Source organism: Pseudoalteromonas rubra (genome assembly GCF_005887115.1).
GTDB classification, from domain to species: domain Bacteria; phylum Pseudomonadota; class Gammaproteobacteria; order Enterobacterales; family Alteromonadaceae; genus Pseudoalteromonas; species Pseudoalteromonas rubra_F.
This window is the reverse complement of the sequence record NZ_PNCJ01000043.1, coordinates 43,611-65,625: the sequence shown is the minus strand read 5'-3', so window position 1 is coordinate 65,625 and position 22,015 is coordinate 43,611. Positions and strand designations below refer to the sequence as shown.

The 22,015-nt window shown below is 51.5% G+C and carries 9 protein-coding genes (1 of these 9 running past the window's edge); 2 read left to right on the top strand and 7 right to left on the bottom strand.

The window, feature by feature from the left end; all coding sequences use genetic code 11:
* Positions 1-27: 27 nt before the first annotated feature.
* A complete protein-coding gene (locus CWB98_RS20695) occupies positions 28-933 on the bottom strand; it encodes an SMP-30/gluconolactonase/LRE family protein (protein ID WP_138546559.1) in 906 nt (301 codons plus the stop codon).
* A 104-nt stretch (positions 934-1,037) separates the two neighbouring features.
* Complete coding sequence (locus CWB98_RS20690) at positions 1,038-3,305, bottom strand: DUF5916 domain-containing protein (protein ID WP_138546558.1); 2,268 nt, start codon at positions 3,303-3,305, stop codon at positions 1,038-1,040.
* 266 nt (positions 3,306-3,571) lie between these two features.
* On the opposite strand from CWB98_RS20690, the gene CWB98_RS20685 reads away from it, so the two are divergent.
* Positions 3,572-5,602 (top strand): winged helix-turn-helix domain-containing protein, encoded by a 2,031-nt coding sequence (locus CWB98_RS20685; RefSeq protein ID WP_138546557.1) that lies wholly within the window; start codon positions 3,572-3,574, stop codon positions 5,600-5,602.
* Positions 5,603-5,921: 319 nt separating this feature from the next.
* Here CWB98_RS20685 and CWB98_RS20680 read toward each other — a convergent pair whose 3' ends face one another.
* A complete protein-coding gene (locus tag CWB98_RS20680) occupies positions 5,922-6,149 on the bottom strand; it encodes a hypothetical protein (protein ID WP_138546556.1) in 228 nt (75 codons plus the stop codon).
* Positions 6,150-6,348: 199 nt separating this feature from the next.
* Positions 6,349-7,098 (bottom strand): substrate-binding periplasmic protein, encoded by a 750-nt coding sequence (locus CWB98_RS20675; protein ID WP_171045711.1) that lies wholly within the window; start codon positions 7,096-7,098, stop codon positions 6,349-6,351.
* 255 nt (positions 7,099-7,353) lie between these two features.
* On the opposite strand from CWB98_RS20675, the gene CWB98_RS20670 reads away from it, so the two are divergent.
* Positions 7,354-7,629, top strand: a complete 276-nt coding sequence (locus tag CWB98_RS20670; RefSeq protein WP_138546554.1) for a hypothetical protein — start codon at positions 7,354-7,356, stop codon at positions 7,627-7,629.
* Positions 7,630-7,731: 102 nt separating this feature from the next.
* Here CWB98_RS20670 and CWB98_RS20665 read toward each other — a convergent pair whose 3' ends face one another.
* The 3 genes in view from CWB98_RS20665 to CWB98_RS20655 are tightly spaced (at most 33 nt apart) and all read right to left on the bottom strand, a layout consistent with a single transcriptional unit that may run on beyond the window.
* Positions 7,732-8,493, bottom strand: a complete 762-nt coding sequence (locus CWB98_RS20665) for a hypothetical protein (RefSeq protein WP_138546553.1) — start codon at positions 8,491-8,493, stop codon at positions 7,732-7,734.
* Between the two features lie 33 nt (positions 8,494-8,526).
* On the bottom strand, positions 8,527-9,276 hold the full coding sequence (locus tag CWB98_RS20660; protein WP_212751153.1) for a thioesterase II family protein: 750 nt from the start codon (positions 9,274-9,276) through the stop codon (positions 8,527-8,529).
* Between the two features lies 1 nt (position 9,277).
* Positions 9,278-22,015, bottom strand: partial view of a non-ribosomal peptide synthase/polyketide synthase gene (locus tag CWB98_RS20655; RefSeq protein WP_171045710.1) — the 3' end only. It continues 14,799 nt past the right edge of the window; the window shows 12,738 of its 27,537 coding nt (coding positions 14,800-27,537); its start codon lies off the right edge, out of view; its stop codon occupies positions 9,278-9,280.

Below are 22,015 nucleotides of genomic sequence, written 5' to 3'. Positions count from 1 at the left end.
ACCTCAATACAAAGTATCCGTGTGTGGTTACAAAGTATGTCGGTTAAACGAACGCCCTGCATATTCTGAGGTGAAGGTTTCGATGGCGCCTCGCTTTTGCATGGTCACAAACACCTGCTTGCCCTGCTTACCACCAAATGCAATGTTCGTCGGATATTGGCCTTTTAATACCACTTTTCTCAGTAACTGGCCCTTTGGAGACAATATCACCACTTCCCCGGCCCCGTAGCGGGCAACGTACAGATTGCCATTCTCGTCACAACGCATACCATCCAGGCCATGATCGTTAAACTCATAAAACAGCTCAGGGTCACCTATCATCCCCTGTTCATCAAGCTCAAACGCCCAGATACGGCGCTGCACACTCTCGTTTACATACAAAGTGCGATTGTCGGGGCTCACCTCAATGCCATTCGTGGTGCCCATATTTGTGCGCAATAACTGAGTTTGACCATCTGGTAAAATGCGCCAAAGTTGCCCTTTGTTGTTTTGCCAATCCGGATCACTGGCATACAGTATGCCTTTGTCACTGATAGCCAAATCATTGGGCTGATGCATTTGGGGGTTATGAGCCAGCACAGAAATCGTTTTATCAGGCGTCACTTTCAACACATTGTGGCCGGTATAATCAGCAATATACATGGTGTCCTGTGCATCAAACCGGATCCCGTTCCCCGTGCTACCTTGTGGCAAACTCAGATATAAACCCGCCTTACCTTTACCGCTCACCTGGCCAATGGTGCCCTGCCGGGCGAAGTTGACCGCAAACAGTTCACCATCTCGATTTACGGCCGGGCCTTCTACCCCTTGAGTAAACACCCCGTCCGTGACCCAATCCTGAGACTGATACAACTCAGTATCCGACTGCTGGGATGCGCACGAAACAACTAAGCTCAACGCAGTGCCCAGTACAACAGCATGTTTTCTTTGCATAGCTTTCTTTGTCCCTAAACTCAAAAGTCTGAGTATGCTGTGTTGTCCGAAGAGTGTGAATTGAGAAATATTCACACAGATGCCGAATTGCTGCGGCAACGCCGTTAAAACTTATACCTGACCTTCAGCAGCACTGAGTCCTGCGAAGGTGATTGCCAAAGTTGTTTCGCGCGCTCAAGCCAGGGTTCAGCTCCAATCTGATTACCTGGTAAGCTTTCTCCCACAGCCCCGCCACGCCGATATACCAAAAACACATCAGACAGTGCCCCCATCCGATAGCGCAACTTAAACTGGCTGGACAAGCGACGATCTTCAAAGCTGGTATCCACATTGTTCAGGCGATGTCTGTTATGCGCCTGTATGGAGTACACATCGTCACTGCGGGCTTCCAGTACGGCCCATTCAAGCGTTGAAGAAAATTCCAGTTTATCGGTTATCAATCCGCTAACCTGAATCTTATTTACGAAGAAATCACGCTGATATTGAGTGACCTGATCTGTGTCACTTGCCACCAGCCAGCCATCTCCGGTGCGATAAAAATTGTTGAATTTTAAAGTCCAGTTTGGGTGTGGTAACCAGGTCATATCAATCGCATATTGCTGAGCCCGTCCATCAAACCCCTCCTGATCGTACTCAAAACTTGCGGCCCATGAGAATTTGCCAATGTAAGGACTCACATACATTATCCGAGTTTCCCAGTTACCGGGTACTTCAAAGGCCTGGCTCTGACGACCCAGGTTGTCCTGCCAGCCGCCACTGACCCTGTCCAGATGCAGATCAATCTGACCACCACTTGCCAGCAGCCACTGGCTCAGATAGGCCTGCCGGGCCGGCAGTTTCAGACCCTGGCTATCGGCCTCATAACTGAGTGTCAAAGAGTGCTTGATACGCGCTAACCAATCGCTTTGGGTGTTAATCGCATGACTGAATTTGGCTTCACTATACTGCCAATTATTGCGCTGTGCATATCCTAAATCACTGTTATCAAAACTTTTATTAAGCTTAAGATATCGCCCTTCCAGATTTGTATTGGGAGAAAACTGATACCCCAATTGCAATGATGCCCCATTACCAGTTTGCTTTTGCTGCTGCTCGACCTCGCTGGCGAGCAAAGCGCCCTGAAATGACCAGGTGGCACTTTGATACTGACTATCCCAGGCCATCGTCGTGGCTTGACGGTCCAGCCATGGCCGTTCTGTATGTGTGGCCAGCACACCTGTTTGCCAGTACTTTTGCCGATACTTGGCGCGGGCCGCATAAAAGCGTTTTCCGGCGTTACTGTCCAGGTCATCCTCTTTTACTGCAAAGGCACCGACCTGCATGGTTTCTCCCTGATGAACAAAACGGGTCGCCAAATCGATAGGGGTGATAAATTCCCGCCCATCGTCGCTGCCAGCCCCAATACGCCGTGTATGGATCAGTTTGGTATCTTGCAAAGCCTGTACGCTAAACACTGCAATATCCTGAGTGAAGAAAGGCCGCTTGTCGCTGCGCAGTGTTTCAACCGCACTGTAGTTAATGTCGACTTCGTCACTATCGACCTGGCCGAAGTCCGGATTAACCGCCACCGACAGTTTCTGGTGATGACTAGGTTTATAAAACAGATCAAAACCTACATCGCTTTGACTACTATTCTTGGCCTGCTCGGCAAAATGCTGCTGATGACTAAAATACGGCACAAAACTCAGTTGGCTATGGTTTGGAATGGCCGATTTGAGCTTTGGCATACCCAGATAAAAATCGCTATTGCTGGTTGTTTGTTTTTGATTTGAATAGATATAATTTTTCCCCAGGTCATAAAGCTGTATTGACACACCAATATCACCAAGCGCACTTTCCGTGCCTTGAGCCGGGTTGTAAAAAGATACGGTATGCCACGGGATAAAGACTTCTGTAGACCAGTAATCATCCGCCTCAAACGTTGCAAACTGCCAATCGCCATCCCAGTCACCGTCTTTGGTCAGCTGTGGCGTCAATACGGCATCTTGCGTGCCACCACCCAGAGTCACGGCAAACTCGTACGCGCCGCTGCCATCACCCGCGAAATCCACCACGATGCGGTTGAATTCAGCCTGCATAAAGGCATCCTGAATATTAAACTGCTTCTGCCTGCTTGCTCTGTCCTGAAAGTTAACAATACCAATATAAACCCCCGCTGCGTTGCTGAATGCTTTTGCATGGAGCTTGTCTGAATGTGTTGTCAGTGTCGCCGGAACCACCTGATAAAATTGCTTAAACTGATGAGCTGATTGCCATTGTTGTTCATCCAGACGACCGTCGAGGTTTACCTCTGTATTGTGAATTTCGCTTGCCCAGAGTGACTGGCTGCCCAATACCGCTGTGATACACAAAGTTAAATAGTGCTGTTTCATATGACTGCTTCCGATATGACTGATTGCGTTCATTGCAGCAGAAATGGGCCTTTAAAAAGCTGAAATTTTCCTGAATAAAGGTGATCAACCCCTGAAGATTATTGACTTTGTTCTGAACTAGGTTAGTTTCAGCAGACAGAATGCGTGGCACGTGATAAGTCGTCTCTGAATCAGTCATTTGGCCAAACGATCCAGACTCGGCTCCAGGCGCAGGCACCGCATTGCAGCGGTAACAGGCTACAACAATAACTAAGGAAACAACCATCATGGCGATATCGACTGGCGCTCAGCAATACCATTTTCTATCCTGGCAGTTTGATGCCAGCCAGGATGAGTTGCGCGCTCCCGAAAGCCATGTTGCTATCAAGCTAGAGCCACAGGTGGCCAGGCTCCTTGAACTCTTTGTAACGTCTCCTGATAAGGTCCTGTCTCGGGACGCATTAAACACAGCACTGTGGCCAGACACCATAGTCGAGTCTAACAGCCTGTACCAGCTGCTTACCAAGCTGCGTCGGGTACTCAATGACAGTGCCAAAAACCCTAGCTTTATTAAGACCGTGCCCAAACGGGGCTATGTGTTTATCGCACCAGTGACAGTCCTGCAGGCCTCCTCGCAAAAACAGGTATCACAATTTAACGGGCGCATCGCCTCGGCTTTACAAAACGACGCTGTTACAAAACAGCCCATTACCGCTAAAAAACGTGCATTTATGATGGCGCTCCCTGTCGTCACGGCCTGCTTCAGTGCAATCGCCTACTTTTCTTCTGCACCACCCCCCATCACGGCCCCGCAATATGAGGTAGCAGATATCACCTATGAGTTGGGGTTGGAATTTGACGTTGCCGCCCACGCCAGTAAATCGCTTCTGGCCTATATCGACGATTTCAAAACGCTGGTAATTACCGACAAGCAGGGCAACCCGATACAGCGTTTACAATTTGACAGCCGTGTTGCCAAACCATCCTGGCACCCGGAAAAAGACTGGCTGGCAGTTTGGCGTTATCAGGGCGATCGCTGTGAACTATTGATTGTGAACGCGCAAGGTCAGCAGCTGAACCGCCCTCACGGCCTGCCTTGTTATCGTATTCAGGCGCCAAGCTGGCAGTCAGACAATCAGCTTGTTGTCTCTGTATTGAACAAAACGGGCATGCAGGCCTATCTGTATCATACTGATAGTAATAAATATATTCCTATTCCCCTCAAGCTCGATGAAGGCGATAAGCTCATCACCACATTGCGCGGCTGGGACGATCAAATCTATTACCTGGTGAAAAATGCTTTTCAGCATTCACGCTTAATCACGCTGGATGGCAAAGCGCAGCTGCGTTGGAACTATCCCGTCTGGCTGATTGCCTATGACCCGAAACAACACAGCATGATCACCAACGACGGCAGCAAGCACCATAACCTAATCGCCACAACGCGTGATGGACATCAATATCAGGTCATCTCGACACCGCAGGGGATCTTTAGCAGTCTCAGTGTTGACAAACAGGGTTATATTTTCAGTGCCGCCGAAAGCTGGCAGGTGAATATTCGCGACAAAGACGACCTGCCTATTTTTTCCAGTTCCAGCCATGATTATCTGCCAGTCACCAACAGCCTGGGTGAAACGGCATTTATGTCACGCCGTACCGGCGCGTGCGAAATATACCTGCACAGCAATGACAAAGTGGTTCAGCTGACCCATCACAAAGGCAGTGATTACGTCAACTTTGTCACCTGGAGCCCGGATAATGCCCATATTCTGGCTAACCGGGAGGCACGTTTGATACTACTAGACCGCTTAGCTGTAGTGCACACCTTCACTCCTGCTCTATCGCGCTCACTTCGCCATTTTGGTTGGATAGATGCAGATACGCTGTGGGTAACAGACGGTCATGACGTTTTGCTTTATGACAAAGCAGGTCAATTACAGCGCCGCTTTGAACTGGCATCAGATATGTTGATGTATGACCATCGGGCTCAAAGTTGGCTCATCTTCAAAGACGCCGCACTTTATCGCAGCATCGGATTAACCGCTACGCGCATGGAGGAAACCAGACTCACTTCTCTTGAACCCAGGGCATACCACCAGATAACCAACCCCAGACTCAAAGATGGTTACTTGTACTGGCAAAGCGCCTGGTCAAAAACGGATCATATCTGGCGACTTGCGCTGGATGGTGCCGCAGAGCCTGAGCTACTGAAAACACAAAACCTGCTCTGGCACTACGATATTGCCGCCGATGGCACCTTACTGATCGCCAAAATGGAATCTGTTGAGGGAGATATCAAGCGATTAAGCGCCAAATAAAAAATCGAATCTGGTTTGCCGAAATCTGGCTTTGACAAAGATATGCCTCACTCACCCAGAGGTTAACCAGGTCGTTCAGCTATCGAGTAGTGAAATCCAGCCAAGGTTATAGTCCAGTGCAAAAAGAGAGCGTAACTGACTGATATTGAAAAGTAGTACATACAACAAGGTAAGGAGAAAAATGATAGCAGCAGGCTTATACGGAACGATGAGCCTACTGCGTTTGCTATGCACCGATGAAACCATGATGGGAATGACACTTGTTGAAAGAGTTTCCCTTTGAACCATGGCTTATACGCGCAGCTTTACTCAACTGAACTTAGCACAGGGTAGTTCTGCAGCAACCTGTACCCTGGTAGGTATAAAGCTGAGAGTTACAACCCTGATCTTTGTTCGTAAAGCAATGCATAGTATTACAGTAGCCGCCCGTATCACATTCGTATTGAGTGAATGTACCGCCAGCAACAGCGGGCGTCGCTGCATTAGGGAGTTTTTTATTGTCCGAGCTCAACGATTTAATGCTTTTCTTCTTTAAATTTAACTTCATTTTTTTTCCTTGTTTGTTAAAGCAGCTCCAAATTAGCACATTACAATCAAATTACAACACTATGAAAAAAACATATGAATTAATTCATAATAAATCAAAATAGCAATTAAAAACAAATCATTAGGATGTAGCTCAATGCTGTCACCAGCACTTCATTTTGCATACTGCTACACCCTGCTCTGTTCACCTTTCATGGAAGCTAACGTTCAGGCACAAACTCTCCATTCAGTAGCCGCAGCCATTGACGTTCAAACTCGCCAGACGCTTTAAGTGCTTGCAACCCCCGATTAAACTGGTCGCGCAGCAAAAGGCTGTCTTTTTTTAATTTTGGAAATAAGACATGAGCGCGATAATTTAAAAATGGTCTTGGGTGTGCCCGGATCTTATCTTTTTGTAAGGAAGGAAAGTGGTGAGTCAGCAGGCTTTGCATTGCCGTGTCACTGAGCAGGATCAGGTCCACACGGTCATTGAGCAGCATATTCAGGTTGAGCCGGTCATTACTGACCATAATCACGTCCAGCTCGCCCTCTTCAATCGCCTTGCGAAACTCGGGCACATATTCATAGCCTAAAATGGCACCGATCCGATAGGGTTTCAGATCGTCGATAGTGCGCCAATCTGGCAGCGTCGTATCTGCACGGAAATACAGTAACAGCTGACCACGATAAAGCTCATCACTACAATAAAAATGTTGCTGATATTCAGCCTCACAGACCCAGTATGACGCCATCTCATACTGACCTTGCTGAGTCGCCTGAAAACTGCGCTTCCAGGGTAAATAGTCAAACTGTGCCAGATACCCTTCTTTCGTCAATGCCAAGCGGATAACATGATTAACGAATCCGTCGTCCCGCAACTTACTGCCGGTAAACGGGGGATACTCACCCGTTGCAATGCGCACGGGTTCTGTGGCCCGAGCGTGCAGCAGCCAGACTAAAGATAACAGCAATATGATCCTGAACATGATGCAATATGCAGTACAAGGAATTTAGTTAAACTATAGAAGCGTGAGGTCACTTGCGCTAGCTTTGCACCGGGGTAGCGTGTTTACAGGTATGGGTTGGGTGTCCGCACACTCGACGTGTAATCCAGTGTAATTGCTGCCTAACACCTAGACTGCTACACCTTTCAATGCAACATAATTAGTACATTTTTTTCACAAACACGAGTCGTAGACTCGTCTCAACATTAAAGGAAATTAATTATGGCAAAGTTACCACTTGCAGATATGAGTCAGGAGTATTGGACGAATGCAGTGACCGATGCTGCGGCAGCAGCTCATGGCAGTAATGATGATCAAATCAGTCAATTCTATGAAAAGTTAATAGTCCATCTGGAACCGTATGAGTTTAGCCACCTAATCACTACACTTGAAGACTGGGGTGGAGGTTATAGAAGTCAATGGAACTCGAATGACAACTTATTTACTTACGCTCTCAAAGACGGTAGCCACTACTACGAAGCATGGGTTATCAGCTAACTAATAGCCGAGCTCCTTGCAAAGTTAAAACCTCTGGCTGAAGTGCCTAACAAAGGGCAGCGGGGCAAGTCCGATGGCATACAGCCATCGGATCTAAACATGCTATGACGTACAGGCGGTAGCTTCAGCTTTAAACAAACTGGCCGCTGCCTGTTGCATTTGCCGTTGTAACTTAGCGTCAACAGGTGCGGTGGTGGTGACTGCAAGCTGATCTGCCGGGCGACCAAGAATACTTTGCGATAACACCAGCGCTGCCAGAAACGCGCCTTTGTCATTAGCATGGTTGCCGTCCATTGCATGTAAGTTCATACGGTGCTCCGATAAAAACTTATCCCACACCAAACCAACGGGTGCAATACATGCGCCTGACTCTTTTGCTATGCCCGCATAAATATCATGCACATACTGGCCTTCCCACTGACGGCCTCTTTGCCCCCACTCAGGAAACATAACGGCCTGGGTGCCATGCTCCTTCGCCAGCGCAACCAGCTTTTTCGCCTCTTTGGTTGAGTAGAGCTTTCTGCGGCTTTGTGAGTATTTTTGCGCCTGCAATACCACATGGCTTAATGAGGTGTCTTTTAACATCTTACGGCTCGGACCATGATCCCAGCGCTGATCCAGAAATAAGATCCCGGGCGCCATTTGATAACTAACCTGAACCCCCGGCTCGGATGCCTCAATGATGGCTTTGACAAATTCGGGCACACTGTGTCGCTTGGTATGACTGTTGCCCATATATAAAATGTTCAGTGTTGATGTTTCCATTGCGTGTTTTTTAACTCCGCTATCCGTGACTACTGCGGCCCCTGCCTGTGCGCTGACCAGCAGCGACACAGCAGAAACCAGTGAATAAAGTGTTTTCATTATTGTTTATCCTTATCTATTTCCGTTTATCGGCTACATTGGGATCCGCGTCAAGAGCAGATCGACCAGTAAAGCCTGTTGGTGATGGATAAAAAAGTGGCCACCGGCGACTGACTCCAGCTCAGCCTGTGGCAGCAACTCACGCCATGCAGACATCGCTTGGGCGCCCACATCCACATCCTGTGTACCATAAATCAGCGTGGTGGGAAGCTGCTGCAAGCGTTGCTGAGGCTCTGTGGACATATAATCGAATCCCAGCTTAAAATCGGCGCGCAACATGGGTGACAGCAACGTCAGTAATTGTTCATCTGCCAGCAAAGCCTGTGGTGTGCCGCCCAGCTCAGCCAGTGCCTGCCTGAAATCCGTTTCATTCAGCAAGTGAAGCGGATCGCGCCGATAGGTAATTCGGGGCGCGGCTTTTGCGCCCAAAAATACCCGCCGACAATTTAGCAACTGTCCGCGATTAAGTAACTGACGAGCAAATTCATAACAATATAACGCACCATTACTGTGACCATACAGATAGAAGGGTCTGTCCAGATAGGGCAAAAACTCGTCAACCATATTGGTTATGGCCGCCTCAATGCTGGCATCAAATGGCTCACCAAAGCGCGCACCGCGCCCTGGCAGACTGACTGCCACTACCTCAATCTGCCGACTGAAAAAATAGTCTGGCCAGTCAAAGTAAATACTGCTGGTGCCCCCCGCGTACGGAAAACAAAAGATCCGTGCACGAGGGTTAAGCAGTGGCTTAGGTGCAAAGTAATACGGAGACTTTGTCATCTTATAGCCACCCACTTTCTTGCTCATCCAGCATCATGTCGATCTCTTCAGCCATAGACGCAATGTCGCCCAGCTCAAACAAATCAGCCACATTCAGCTCTAACTCAAAGGCATCATTGATCTTCGAGATCAGCTGCATCGCTAACAAGGAGTGACCTCCCAGTTCGAAAAAGTTGCTGCGGATACTGATCTGCTCCAGGCGAAGCATCTGCGACCAGAGTTCGGCCAGCTGTTGTTCCGTGTCTGTTTCCGGTGCGACATAGTTATCCACTGTACACTCGCTGAGGGTCAGCGCCTGCAGGGCTTTGTCGTCGCGCTTACCATTGAGATTCACCGGCATTTCGGTCACTAAGGCATAATGTCCGGGCACCATATATCCGGGTAGCCCTGTGCGAACCTGTTGCCAGATATCACCAAGTTGCGTCTCGTCTGCGCCCTGAGCCAGGCATACATAAGCACACAAGGTAGGGGCCGCAAAGTCCGTTTTATTGACCAAGACCGCGGCCTGACGCACCGCAGGATGCAGTTCAAACTGTTGTTCAATTTCCTGCAACTCGATACGGAAGCCCCGCAGTTTAACCTGATGATCTTTGCGTCCCTTGAAGTAACACATGCCATCCATACCAATCCGTGCCATATCACCACTGCGATAGTATCGCTGTTGCGACTGCGGATCTGTGATAAAGGCCGCTTCAGTGGCTTCAGGGTTATTCTGATAGCCAATACCCACACTCGGGCCATGCCAGCACAACTCACCCACAAATCCAGATGGCAGACGCTGCCCCTGTGCATTGCGGATCGTATACTGGGTACCACCCAGAGACAGGCCGATAGGAATATCATCGTTCAGCTGCAACGTGCGCGGAACCGGATAATAGCTCGACAAAACACTGTTCTCGGTCGGACCGTAAACATTGTAAACCTCAACCTCAGGGTCTAGTTCAAATAAACGTCGCACCGACTGAGTCGGGAAAACGTCTCCCCCGATCAACAAGTGACTAAAGCCACAAGTGCCTGTGAGCTGCTCGCACCAGGGTTCGAACAGTGCTGGGGTGATCAACGCGGTATTCGCACCACTTTGCTTCACCACCTGCTCCAGCTTATCTATCTCAACATGACGACCCGGATAGAACACCACAGCACCGCCGTGGACCAAAGGTCCCCAGATGTCAAAAACAGCCGCATCAAATGCCAGTGACAACAACTGCAATACCCGGGTATCGCGGTTGAACGGGCAGAATTCCAGCTGAGTCAGCATAGAGAAAATCGAGCCCTGGCTGATCTTCACCCCTTTCGGACGCCCTGTGGTACCTGAGGTATAGATAATATAAGCCAGATCATCCGGGTGGTTTTCGACCACAGATACAGCCGTGCCGTGAGCCTCAGGAAGTTGCGCCGTGGTGTAAGTCGGACACGGCAGTTCAACCTCAAAATGTGGTGCTTTTAGCAACATACGACATTGTGCGTTCTCAACAATGTAGCTCAGCCGGTCCATGGGGGCGTTCGGGTCAAGTGGCACATATGCTGCGCCCAGCTGCATAATGGCCAGCTGCGCGACCACCAGCTCAAGCGAGCGGTCAAACATCACCGCTACCTTGTCGCCATGACTCACGCCTTGCGCCGCCAGGCGTTGCATCAGTGCGTCGGCCTGCTCGATAAGTGCGCCATAACTGAGCTGCTCCTGAGCATAGAACACCGCAATATGTCCGGCATCCTCCAGCGCAAAGGCGCGGATCGCCGCAGCGATGGACTGTGGCCCTTGCGACGAGTGACAAATTGCCTCAGCAATCGGCTCATCGCTGAGCGTATGCTGTGACAAAGCCAGCTCTGGCGCATCGACTATCCCTTTGAGCAAGCGATTGAAGGCCTCTGCGGCGATTTCTATACTCTGCTGAGCAAACAAATCACGACAATAACCCCAGGTGAAGTACAGACCGGTATCAGATTCATGGGCTGTCAGTGACAAATCAAACTTCACATCTGACTCAGCCGAGCGCTGATAGTCCTCAACCACCAGCTGGTCCAGACTATAATCCGCCGACTGATTGTTCTGTAGTACAAAGAGCACCTGGAACAACGGATGATAAGCCGTGCTACGTTCTGGCTGCAGTTGCTCTACCAGCAATTCAAATGGCATATCCTGATGTGACTGAGCATCCAGATGCATTTGCTTGGCGTCGCGCAGCGCCTGCTCAAAACTCGGGTTGTCATCAAAGCGGTTGCGCAGCACCAGGGTATTTACGAAGAACCCGATCAGGGCTTCGACATCTCGCTGGGTGCGGTTTGCCACCACGGTCCCCATCACAATATCGGTTTCATTGCTCCAGCTGCTTAGCAGTGCCGCAAAGGCGGTTTGTAACGTCATAAACAAGGTTGCACCATGACGTTGCGTAAGCGCTTTAAGCCCTGCCAGGGTCTGCTGATCCAGTTCAGTACCAATAAAGTGCCCACGGTGCGACTGGATTTTCGGTCTGGCGAAATCCAGCGGTAAACTGTGCACCGCTGGGATATCCTGCAGCTGTTGTTGCCAGTAGTCACTTTGCTGTTCAAGCACTTCACCGCTGAACCAGCCGCGCTGCCATGCGGCATAATCCCGATACTGCACTTTTAGCTCAGGTAACTGCGGTTGTTCACCACGTACCAGCGCGGTATAGAGATAACTGAGCTCCTGCCAGAAGCGTCCGATTGACCAGCCATCACAAATCACATGATGGAAGACAAAGTTCACCATGTGGCGCTCTGCACCTATAGTGGCGACATGCACCCGGAACAGGCTGTCGCCTTGCAAATCAAACGCGCGGGTCGAAGTTTCATTCACCCAGTCAGCGATGCTTTGTGCATCCCCCTCTAACTCTGCCAGCTCAAGGGCAACCTGAGTATGTTCCGTGCAATACTGTAATAGTGTCTCGCCCAGCACAAAACGTGTACGTAAGCTGTGCTGACGTGTCACGATTAAATCTAGCGCAGCCCTGAACATAGTCAGATCCAGCGGCCCTGAGACGTCATACGGATAAGGCATGTTATACAGCCCGGACTCAGGGTTGGACTTGGCAATAAACAACAGACGCTGTTGTGCATATGACACCACAGACGGGCTGTTATCTGCCAGCACCTGGATCTCGGTCATGCCTGAAGTCGCACTCATTGCACTGAGTCGCTCGCAGAACTGCGCCAGTTTTGGTGCTTCAAAAATGGTTCTGACCGGCACTTCCAGCGTCAACTCATCCCGGATCCGCGAGACCAGCTGAATGGCTAACAGTGAATGCCCGCCCAACGCAAAGAAGCTATCATCCAGGCCAACTTGCGTCTGGCCCAGCAACGACTGCCAGATTTTCGCAAGCTGCAGCTGCAATGGCGTTTCAGGTGAGCGATACGCCACGTCTGATTGCCAGCTAGGCTGCGGCAGTGCTTTACGGTCGACTTTACCACTCATATTCAGTGGCAAGGCATCAAGCTGCATCCAGGCTTTAGGCACCATATACTCAGGCAGCAAGGCACTGAGCTGAGTCTGTAGTGTCTGACTGTCGAGCGTCTGCGATGCACAATAATATGCCACCAAAATGGCCTGCTGCTGCGCATCTTGCCTAATCACCACACAGCTTTGTTCAACCCCATCAAGGCGCTGCAGACAGGATTCAATCTCTGCAGTTTCAATCCGGTAACCGTTGAGCTTCACCTGTCCGTCGTTACGGCCAAAGTACAGGATCGTACCGTCATTGAGCCAGCGTACCTGATCGCCCGTGCGGTACATACGTCCACCCGGATTACCGTATTCAGGCAGGTAACGGCTCCCGGTCTGCTCAGCGGCAGCACCAAGGTAGCCCAGCGTGACCCCTTCACCCGCAATATACAACTCACCCACAGCGCCAACTGGTGCCAGCGCCTGTTGCTCATCCAGTACATACAAGCGAGTATTGTGAATAGGTTTACCCAGGGCAATCGCGGCCCCCTGTGGCGGCTCTGCAACAAAGTTAAAGGTACAGCCAATGGTGGTTTCAGTCGGACCATAGTGGTTGTAGATGCGGGCCTCAGGCAATAAAGCACGGATCCGCTCATAGGTTTGCACCGTGAACTCTTCCCCTCCCATCATCAGTGTGTGTGGCTGAGCTACAGGCGCACTTAACTGAGACAGCAGAACCTCTATCTGAGTCGGCGTCACCTTAATGTACAGCGGCACGTCACTGTCTGTCAGGATCTGCGCGGCACTGAGATACAGGTTATCATTGTCAGCGATATGGACTGTTTTACCCCTCAGTAACGGCAGGTAAATATTCGGGATCGTACCGTCAAAACTGACCGAGCTCATCAGCACTGACCCTTCCAGGTCAGACACAAAATAGGTGTCTAACGCCTGAGCCAGATAATTGGCAATATTGGCGTGACTGATCATGACGCCCTTTGGCTGACCGGTAGAACCTGAGGTATAAATGACATAGGCAGGCATCAGTGACGACACGGCGACATCAGGTGCAACAGTCGCACAGGCGCTCAGCTGAGCCTGCCATTGCGGACAGTCAACTAAGCAGCGTGTTGCCAGTGCCGAGAACTTGTCACTGTCAGAGTGTGATGTGATCACACAAACAGCCCCGGAATCAGCAACCAGATAGTCAATCCGTGACTGCGGATACTCGGGGTCAACGGGCAGATAGGCACCGCCTGCTTTTAATACCGCCAGCATAGAGGCAATCAGCGTAATCGATTTATCCAGGCTCAGCGCAACCACATCTCCCGGTTTCACGCCCTGTGCAATCAACAGATGTGCCCATTGATTAACCAAAGCGTCCAGTTGCTGATAGTCTATCTGCGCAGCGCCCTGACGAATAGCAATCGCATTAGGTGTCGCCTTAACCTGGGCACTGAACCAGTCATGGAAGGGCACCTGCTCAGTAAACTGACGGCGGGTATCATTCCACGCGGCAAGCTCTGCATGTGCCTGCGGGTCGATCATGTCCAGTTGCGCCAGCGGAGTATGAGGCTGGTTCACAACCGCCCGGGCCAGCGTAGCAAAACTACGTGCCATACGTTGTATACTCTGCTCGCTGAACAAGTCCAGGTTATACTCCCAGGCAAGCACCACACCGCCCTCGGGTTGCTCTATGGTCGACAACTTAAGGTCAAACTTACTGGTGTCCCTGTCATATCCCATAGGTTCAACCGCCAGTTCAGCGACCTGCAATTCGTCAAATTCATTGTTCTGAAGCGCAAACAGGATCTGGAACAATGGTGAGTGACTCAGGCTACGCTCTGGCTGAAGCACTTCCACCAGGCGCTCAAATGGCATGGCCTGATGCTCAAAGGCATCCAGGATCATCGTGCTGGTACTTCTGAGGTTTTCAACAAAGCCCTGCGACAATGCCAGACGGTTACGCAGCACCACAGTATTGACGAAAAAGCCAACCAGAGGTTCGATTTCAGGTCGTTCACGCCCGGCAACGGGTGTGCCTATCATGATATCGTCCGTGCCACTGTAACGGGCCAGCAACGCCGCAAAGAGCGATTCCAGCACCATAAACAATGAGCACCCCTGATCCAGCGCCAGTGTATTGAGCATCGCACTGACATCACTATCCAGCTCAGTAATAAACCGTGCGCCGTTAAAGCTCTGTACCTGAGGTCGAGGCTTATCCAGCGGCAGGCTGTGCAGTTTAGGAGCGCCGTTAAGCGCTGCTTTCCAGTATTGCTCTGAGCGACTCAGCGCCTGTTGCTGCGCATCCTGATGTTGCCACTGCGCAAAGTCTTTATACTGAATGGCTAATGACTCTGCATCCGGCATCTGATCGGCACACAGCTGCTCATAATGAGCGAACAACTCACGCTCAATCACCGCAAATGACCAGCCATCAACGGCAATATGGTGGATCACCAGCGCCAGAACATACTCCTGTGTGGCCACTTTATATAACACCGCCTGTGCGGGCAGATCTGCTGCCAGGTTAAAGCAGGTCGCAGACAACTCGCGAAGCGCAGTGTCCAGTGCCTCTTGCGGGTTAGACAGACCACTCAAATCACGCAGGGTGAGTTGAGCTTGTCGCTGTGTAATGCGCTGGACAGGCCCGTCTGTGCCCTGCTCGTAAACTGTACGCAGGATATGATGACGGTCACTCAGGGCGGCAAAAGCGGCTTGCAGCGCAGTCACTTTAAGGGCACCGCGAAGGCGATAATTCGCCGGTACATTGTAGTTGCTGCTGCCCTGCTCAAGCTGGTCGATAAACCATAAGCGACTTTGCGCATAGGACAGGGGATAACAGGCATCCGGATTGGATACTGCATTTATCTGCCCCAGCTCACTGTGTGCAGCCGCATCAATGGCCAATGCCATGGTATCCAGAGTCGGTGTCTCGAATACCTGTTTAACGCCAAACTCGATGGCAAAACTCTGCTTAACCTGAGTCACCAGGCGCATTGCCAGTAAAGAATGTCCGCCCAGAGTGAAGAAGTTGTCCCCTTTGCCCACTTGCTCTACTGCGAGCAGCTGTTGCCAGATCTGCGCCAGTGTTTGCTCGGTTGGCGTCTGGGGTGGCGTATACTGCGCCTGCTGCTGAGCATCAGGCTGTGGTAGCGCGCGTCTGTCGACTTTACCATTATCGGTAAGCGGCAGTCGCTCAAGATGATAGTAAAGCTCCGGGCACATATAATCTGGTAAAGCACCTTGCAATGCCGCCTTTAGTGCTTCATCACAAGGCTTATCCGCCACATAGTAAGCAATTAAACGGCTTTGCTGGTGTACCGTCACCAGGGCTTCACTCACGCCCGGATATTGGTTCAGCAGGGTTTCAATTTCGCCCAGCTCAATACGGAACCCGCGCAGCTTAACCTGAGTGTCGCTGCGGCCAACATAGCGCAACTGGCCCTGCTCATCGAGCTGCACCAGATCTCCGGTGCGATACCAGCGTTTGCCCTCTGCCATCTCGACAAAGCGCTCATCGGTGAGTACCGGATTATTCAGATAACCCAGCGCCACGTTCACACCGCTGATAAATAACTCACCCACGCAACCGGGCAACACAGGCTGAAGATGCTTATCCAGCAGGCGTGCTTCATTCCCTGGCAGTAGCTGACCAATTGGTGGCAACTGCGGCCACTGCGCTGGCTCTCCCCGGAGTACATACTCGGTCACAACATGGGTTTCAGACGGACCGTAATGGTTAATCAGCGTGCACTTCGGATACTGAGTGAAGAAACGGGTAATATCAGCACTGATCTGCAATTGTTCACCGGCTGTCACTATCTCACGCAACGCATCCAGTGAGACACCAGACGCCAGCGCCTCGCTGCACATCACCTGTAAAACGGCAAATGGCACAAATATCCGGGCGACTTGCTGTGTGGCAATCACATCCAGCAACGCAGCCATATCGGTGCGGGTATGCTGATCGACCACCACCAGCTCCGCGCCTGTGGTCAGTGCCGTGCAGATCTCCTGCACAGACACATCAAAGTTCAGTGAAGCAAACTGCAGCGTTTTTGCCGGTGCAGACAGCACACTGTTGTCGCGGCGCTGGAACGTCAGCAGGTTTGCCAGTGTACGGTGAGGTACCACGACCCCTTTGGGTTTACCCGTTGAGCCTGAGGTATGGATCACATACGCCGCATCATCCGGATCCCCCTGCCAGTGAGGTGCGCTTGCTGCCACTGTACTGGTCAATAAGGTTTCAATTTCCAGTACCCGGGTGACGTCAGGGTGCTGCGCTGATGGCGTGTTGTTGCTGATCAGCGCAAAGGTCACCTCATTGTCGTGGCAAATGGTGTCGATACGAGCCTGAGGCCATTGACTGTCAACGGGCATGTATACTGCGCCCAGACGCCAGACTGCCAGCATCGCCAGCACCGCATTGATCCCCCGCGAGACCATCACTATGACTTCACTGCCAGGCTCAACACCTTGCTCGAACAAAGCGCCGCTCAGATGCTCAACCCGCTCAGCAAGTTGCTGATAGGTCAGGTGTGTCCCCTGGAAACTCAGCGCACTGTGTTGTGCATATTGCTCCGCGGCGGCCATAAATAAAGGTATAACCTGTGACTGCGGCGTCACTTCAACAGCGGCAGTTATCAGCTGACCTTGCGCTGGGGTAGCCAGCGAGATATCCGCTATACGTTGTTGTGGCGTATCCAGTAGTATGTCAATCAAACGGTGCAGCGCCGCATCAAACCGGGCGATCCGCTGCGCGCTGAACAGATCGGTATTGTACTCCCAGGACAGGCCCAGACCCGACTCATTTTCCATCGCCGTCAAGGTAAGGTCGAACTTAGCCAGTGCCGCTTTGCTACGCTCAATATCAATTTCGAAAGCGCTGTTGTCCAGCTCAACCGCCTGGTTGTTGTGTAGTACAAACATGATCTGGAACAGCGGGCTGTACGCCAGACTACGCTCCGGTGCCAGGCTTTCAACCAGTGCTTCGAAAGGCACATCCTGATGGGTCTGCGCCTCAAGCATATAAGCCTTGGAACGAGCCAGCACATCCATGAAGCCATCCTGCGCCTCAAACTGAGTACGCATGACCAGAGTGTTCACGAAAAAGCCCACCAGGTCCACCAGCTCTTCACGGCGGCGGTTCGCCACCGGTGTACCCAGCACAATGTCATCCTGATGACTCAATTTGTGCAGTAATACGCTGAACATAGACTGCAACACCATGTACAGTGTACTGTCGGTTTGCTGAGCCAGAGACTGTAACTGAGCAAGCTGTGCATGACTGAGCTGAGACTCATGCCAGGCACCGCGATAACTCTGTTTTGCCGGACGAGGCTGGTCGGTCGGCAATTCATGCACCGCGGGGATCCCTGCCAGTGCCTGTTGCCAGAAGCCAACTTGTTGTTCCAGCTGTGCCCCTTGCAACCAGCTTCGCTGCCACATTGCAAAGTCAGCATACTGCACACTCAGCGTTGGCAATACGGCCTCACGCCCTTCAACCAGCGCTTCGTAAAGACGAATAAATTCATTGGTGATCAGGCCCATAGACCAACCGTCGGCAACAATATGATGTACCGTCAGCAACAGTTTAAAGCAACATGCCTGCTCTTTGATTAAGGTGACATGCAACATAGGGTCACAACTTAACTCAATCGCCAGAGTGGCGGCCTGCGTTGTTGCCAGGGCCAGTTGCTGCTGTTTCTGTGCATCAGGCAAGGCACTCAGGTCACGATAATCCAGCGTGAAATGACTGCCATCATGGGCAATTTGTCGCGCCTCTCCGTCATGGTTGACAAACTGGCTGCGCAACACCTCGTGACGCGTCAGCAACTGTGCAAAAGCCAGCTCCATAAGACTGATATCCACTTCACCGCGGATCGCATACACCATCGGGATATTGTAGTTGCCGCTGTTGCCTTCCAGCTGGTTAATAAACCACATGCGCTGCTGCGCATAAGACAGCGGAGCCCCTTCAGCAGGACGCGCCTGAACGCTCAACTGAGCCCCCACTGAGAGCTGTTCACTGCTGTCTATCAGCAGCGCCTGCTTGGCGATGGTGTTGGCACTGAATACGGATTTAACCGCCAGCTCCACGTTAAACTCAGCAATGATGGCCGTCACCAGACGCGTAGCCAGTAATGAATGACCTCCAAGGTGGAAGAAGTTGGCTTCGGTACTAATCGACTCTTTGTCCAGCAAACGTTGCCAGACAGCTTGCAGCCGTTGCTCTGTTGGCGTAGCCGGAGCGACATACTCATCCTTCACCGCCACATCAAATGCCGGTAAGCGACTACGGTCAACCTTACCATTGGGTCGATAGGCAAAGCTGCTGACACACATAAAGGCATCCGGCAGCATGTAATCAGGCAGGGTCTGAGCCAGCTGCGCTTTGATTGCCTGCAACAGGGCTGATTGCTGACAGGCAGGGATCTGGGTCAGCAGATACGCCTGCAGGCTCTGCTGCTCAGGCACATAAATGACAATGGCATTCTGGATATCACTGTGACGCGCCAGCTGCGCTTCTATCTCACCGATTTCAATCCGGTAACCGCGGATCTTAATCTGATAATCTTTACGGCCCAGGCAATGCAAACGACCCGCCTCATCAACCCGACCCAGATCACCCGTCGCATAAGCCCGGCCAATCGGTGTTTCAATAAAGGCACCAGCTGTTTGCTCTGGGCGATTAAAATAGCCAGTTGCCAGACCGTGGCCTGTGATCACAATTTCACCCACCGCGCCCTGTGGCACCGGATTGTGGTTGGCATCCAACAATACCACCTGGGTATTGGCAATCGCAGCCCCGATAGGCGCATATAAGGTATCGGTAAGCGAAGTGTCAGTGACAACGTAATGGGTAACATCTGACATTACCTCAGTGGAGCCATAAAGATTCACCAGCTGAGTATCGCCCAGTGTAGGCAATACCTGACGGGCCAGTGACGTCGCCAGCGGCTCACCACTGACAAACCAGTAGTTCAGCGCCGGTAATCTGAAGCCCGTTTGCGCCATATATTCATTGGCTATATTCAGCAACGACGGCGCCGTAACAATACGGGTGATCCCCTGCTCACTCAGAGCCTGCAGCAACTGAGGTACCTGCTTGACCAATTCGCGATCTATCAGGTGCAGCGTCACACCTTGCAGTAACGGCGTGAACAATTCCCATACCGCCCGGATAAAGGCCATCGAAGTAATATGACAGGCCTGCTCACCGTCCTGATATGGATAGTCTTGTGCCATCCAGTTAACCCGGTTCAGGGTGGCGCCATGGGTTCCCAGCACCCCTTTTGGATTACCCGTTGAGCCAGAAGTAAAGATGATATGGGCACCATCATTGGGCGTCAGGCTAACCTGATAGCTCGGTGTTGTTGGTTGAGCCGCAATCGCGCTGGCAGTCTCACTGTCATCCAGAGCACAAATCTGCGCCTCAACCTGCCAATGCAAGACCTCACTGCCCGCATTGCTGAGTACCCATTTACAGCCAACTTCATCAATCATAAATTCACAGCGCTGTTGAGGGAGCTCGGTAGAAACCGGGACATAGATTGCACCCAGCTTGATCACCGCCATAATGGCGACAATCCTTGGCAACGCCCGGGCCATGCACACAGCGACCCGATCGCCCTGCTCAACCCCCAGCGTACTGAGGAAGTTAGCCACCTGTGTGGCCTGTGCATCCAGCTGCTGGTAAGTGAGGCGATGCTCAGCGGATATCAGCGCGGGCTTATCGGCACACATCGCTACCACCTGCTGCCACTGAGTCAGTATGGTGTCACTTTGCGATGGCAGAGCCAGGGGCTGCGGCAGCACCGCGTTGTCGCTCCAGGCATGACTTAGCAGTGGTTGTTCCGGGTTGTTGCAGCCCAGAGCCAGCAGGTGTTCATATTCAGCGGCAATCATGCTGATTGTGCTGGCTTTAAACAATCTAGCATCGTATGCCCAGGTCAATTCATACCCCTGTTCGCGGCGCGACAAATACAGGGTCAGATCATATTTGTTATCGAACTCGCCCAGTGCAAGTCCTGATACGTCCAGCCCGTCCAGTGCCAGTTCGGGTTGGTCATGACCATCGAAATTAATCATCACCTGGAACAGTGGCGCATGTTGCAGGTTACGCTCCGGATTGAGCACTTCCACCAGTCGCTCAAATGGCAGGTTAGCGTGCTCATGCGCCGACAGGTGATGCGTTTTCGCCTGCTGCAGCAGGTGCATCAGACTCGGCGAGTCACCTAAATCCAGACGCAGCACCACTGAATTTAAGAACAAGCCAATCACATTTTGCAACGCGGCATCGTTGCGGTTAGACACCGGTGTGCCAACCACAATGTCCGTCTCATTACTCCAGCGAGCCAGCAACGCGGCAAACACGCTATGCAGCAGCATAAACGACGACGCCTGCTCACTTGCAGACAGTGCATCAATTTGTGCACTGAGCGCCCCGTCAAGCTGGTGATGATGGAATCCCCCCTTAAATGACCGCGTGCTGTCGCGCGGCTTATCCAGTGGAATGCTGTGGACAGTTGGCAAACCTTGTAACTGTGTTTGCCAGTATTGTTCGCTGTGCTCCAGCGCGGCCAGATTCTCAGGCGCACGTTGCCAGGCGGCAAAATCACGATACTGAAGATCCAGCTCTGCAACTTCAAGCGGTGCCTGAGCACGGTGAGCATTGTAGGCACTGAACAGTTCCTGCTCAAAAATCGCGAACGATCCGCCATCGGTTGCTATGTGGTGCATACAAATCATCAAAATATGATGCTGTTCAGCCACTTTACACAACTCAGCACGGATCACCTCGCCCGCCTGCAAATCAAACGGCCGAGCGTTAAAGGCATTAAAGTGTGCTTCTGTCTCTGTGTCGCTCAGTGCACACTGAGTCAAGGTAAAGGATGACTGCGCCGGGTTCAGGCTGCGCTGACGTACAACCTGTTGTGCCCCTGCTTCTGCAAACACCCGGAACTGAGTGCGCAGGCTGGCCTGTCTGGCCACAAGCCAGTGTAGTGCTTGCTCCATCGCAGCAACATCCAGTTCCCCCTTAAACACATAGGCTGCCGGCATGTGGTAACTGGTGGCGTCCGGGTTAAGTTGCTGCATAAACCACAGTCTTTCCTGTGCAAAGCTCAGCGCACACCACTGGCCTTCCTCAGTTGCAGCAGCCAGTTTCAGGGACTGCTCTGTCGCCTGTGAGTCATCAATCAGTGCGGCCAGTTTGTTGATGGTGCTGTGACTGAAAATGACTTTCAACGGCAGCTGGAGTGAGAACGCTTTTTCAATGGCAATCAACAGGCGTGTCGCCAGCAGTGAATGCCCGCCCAGTTTAAAGAAGTT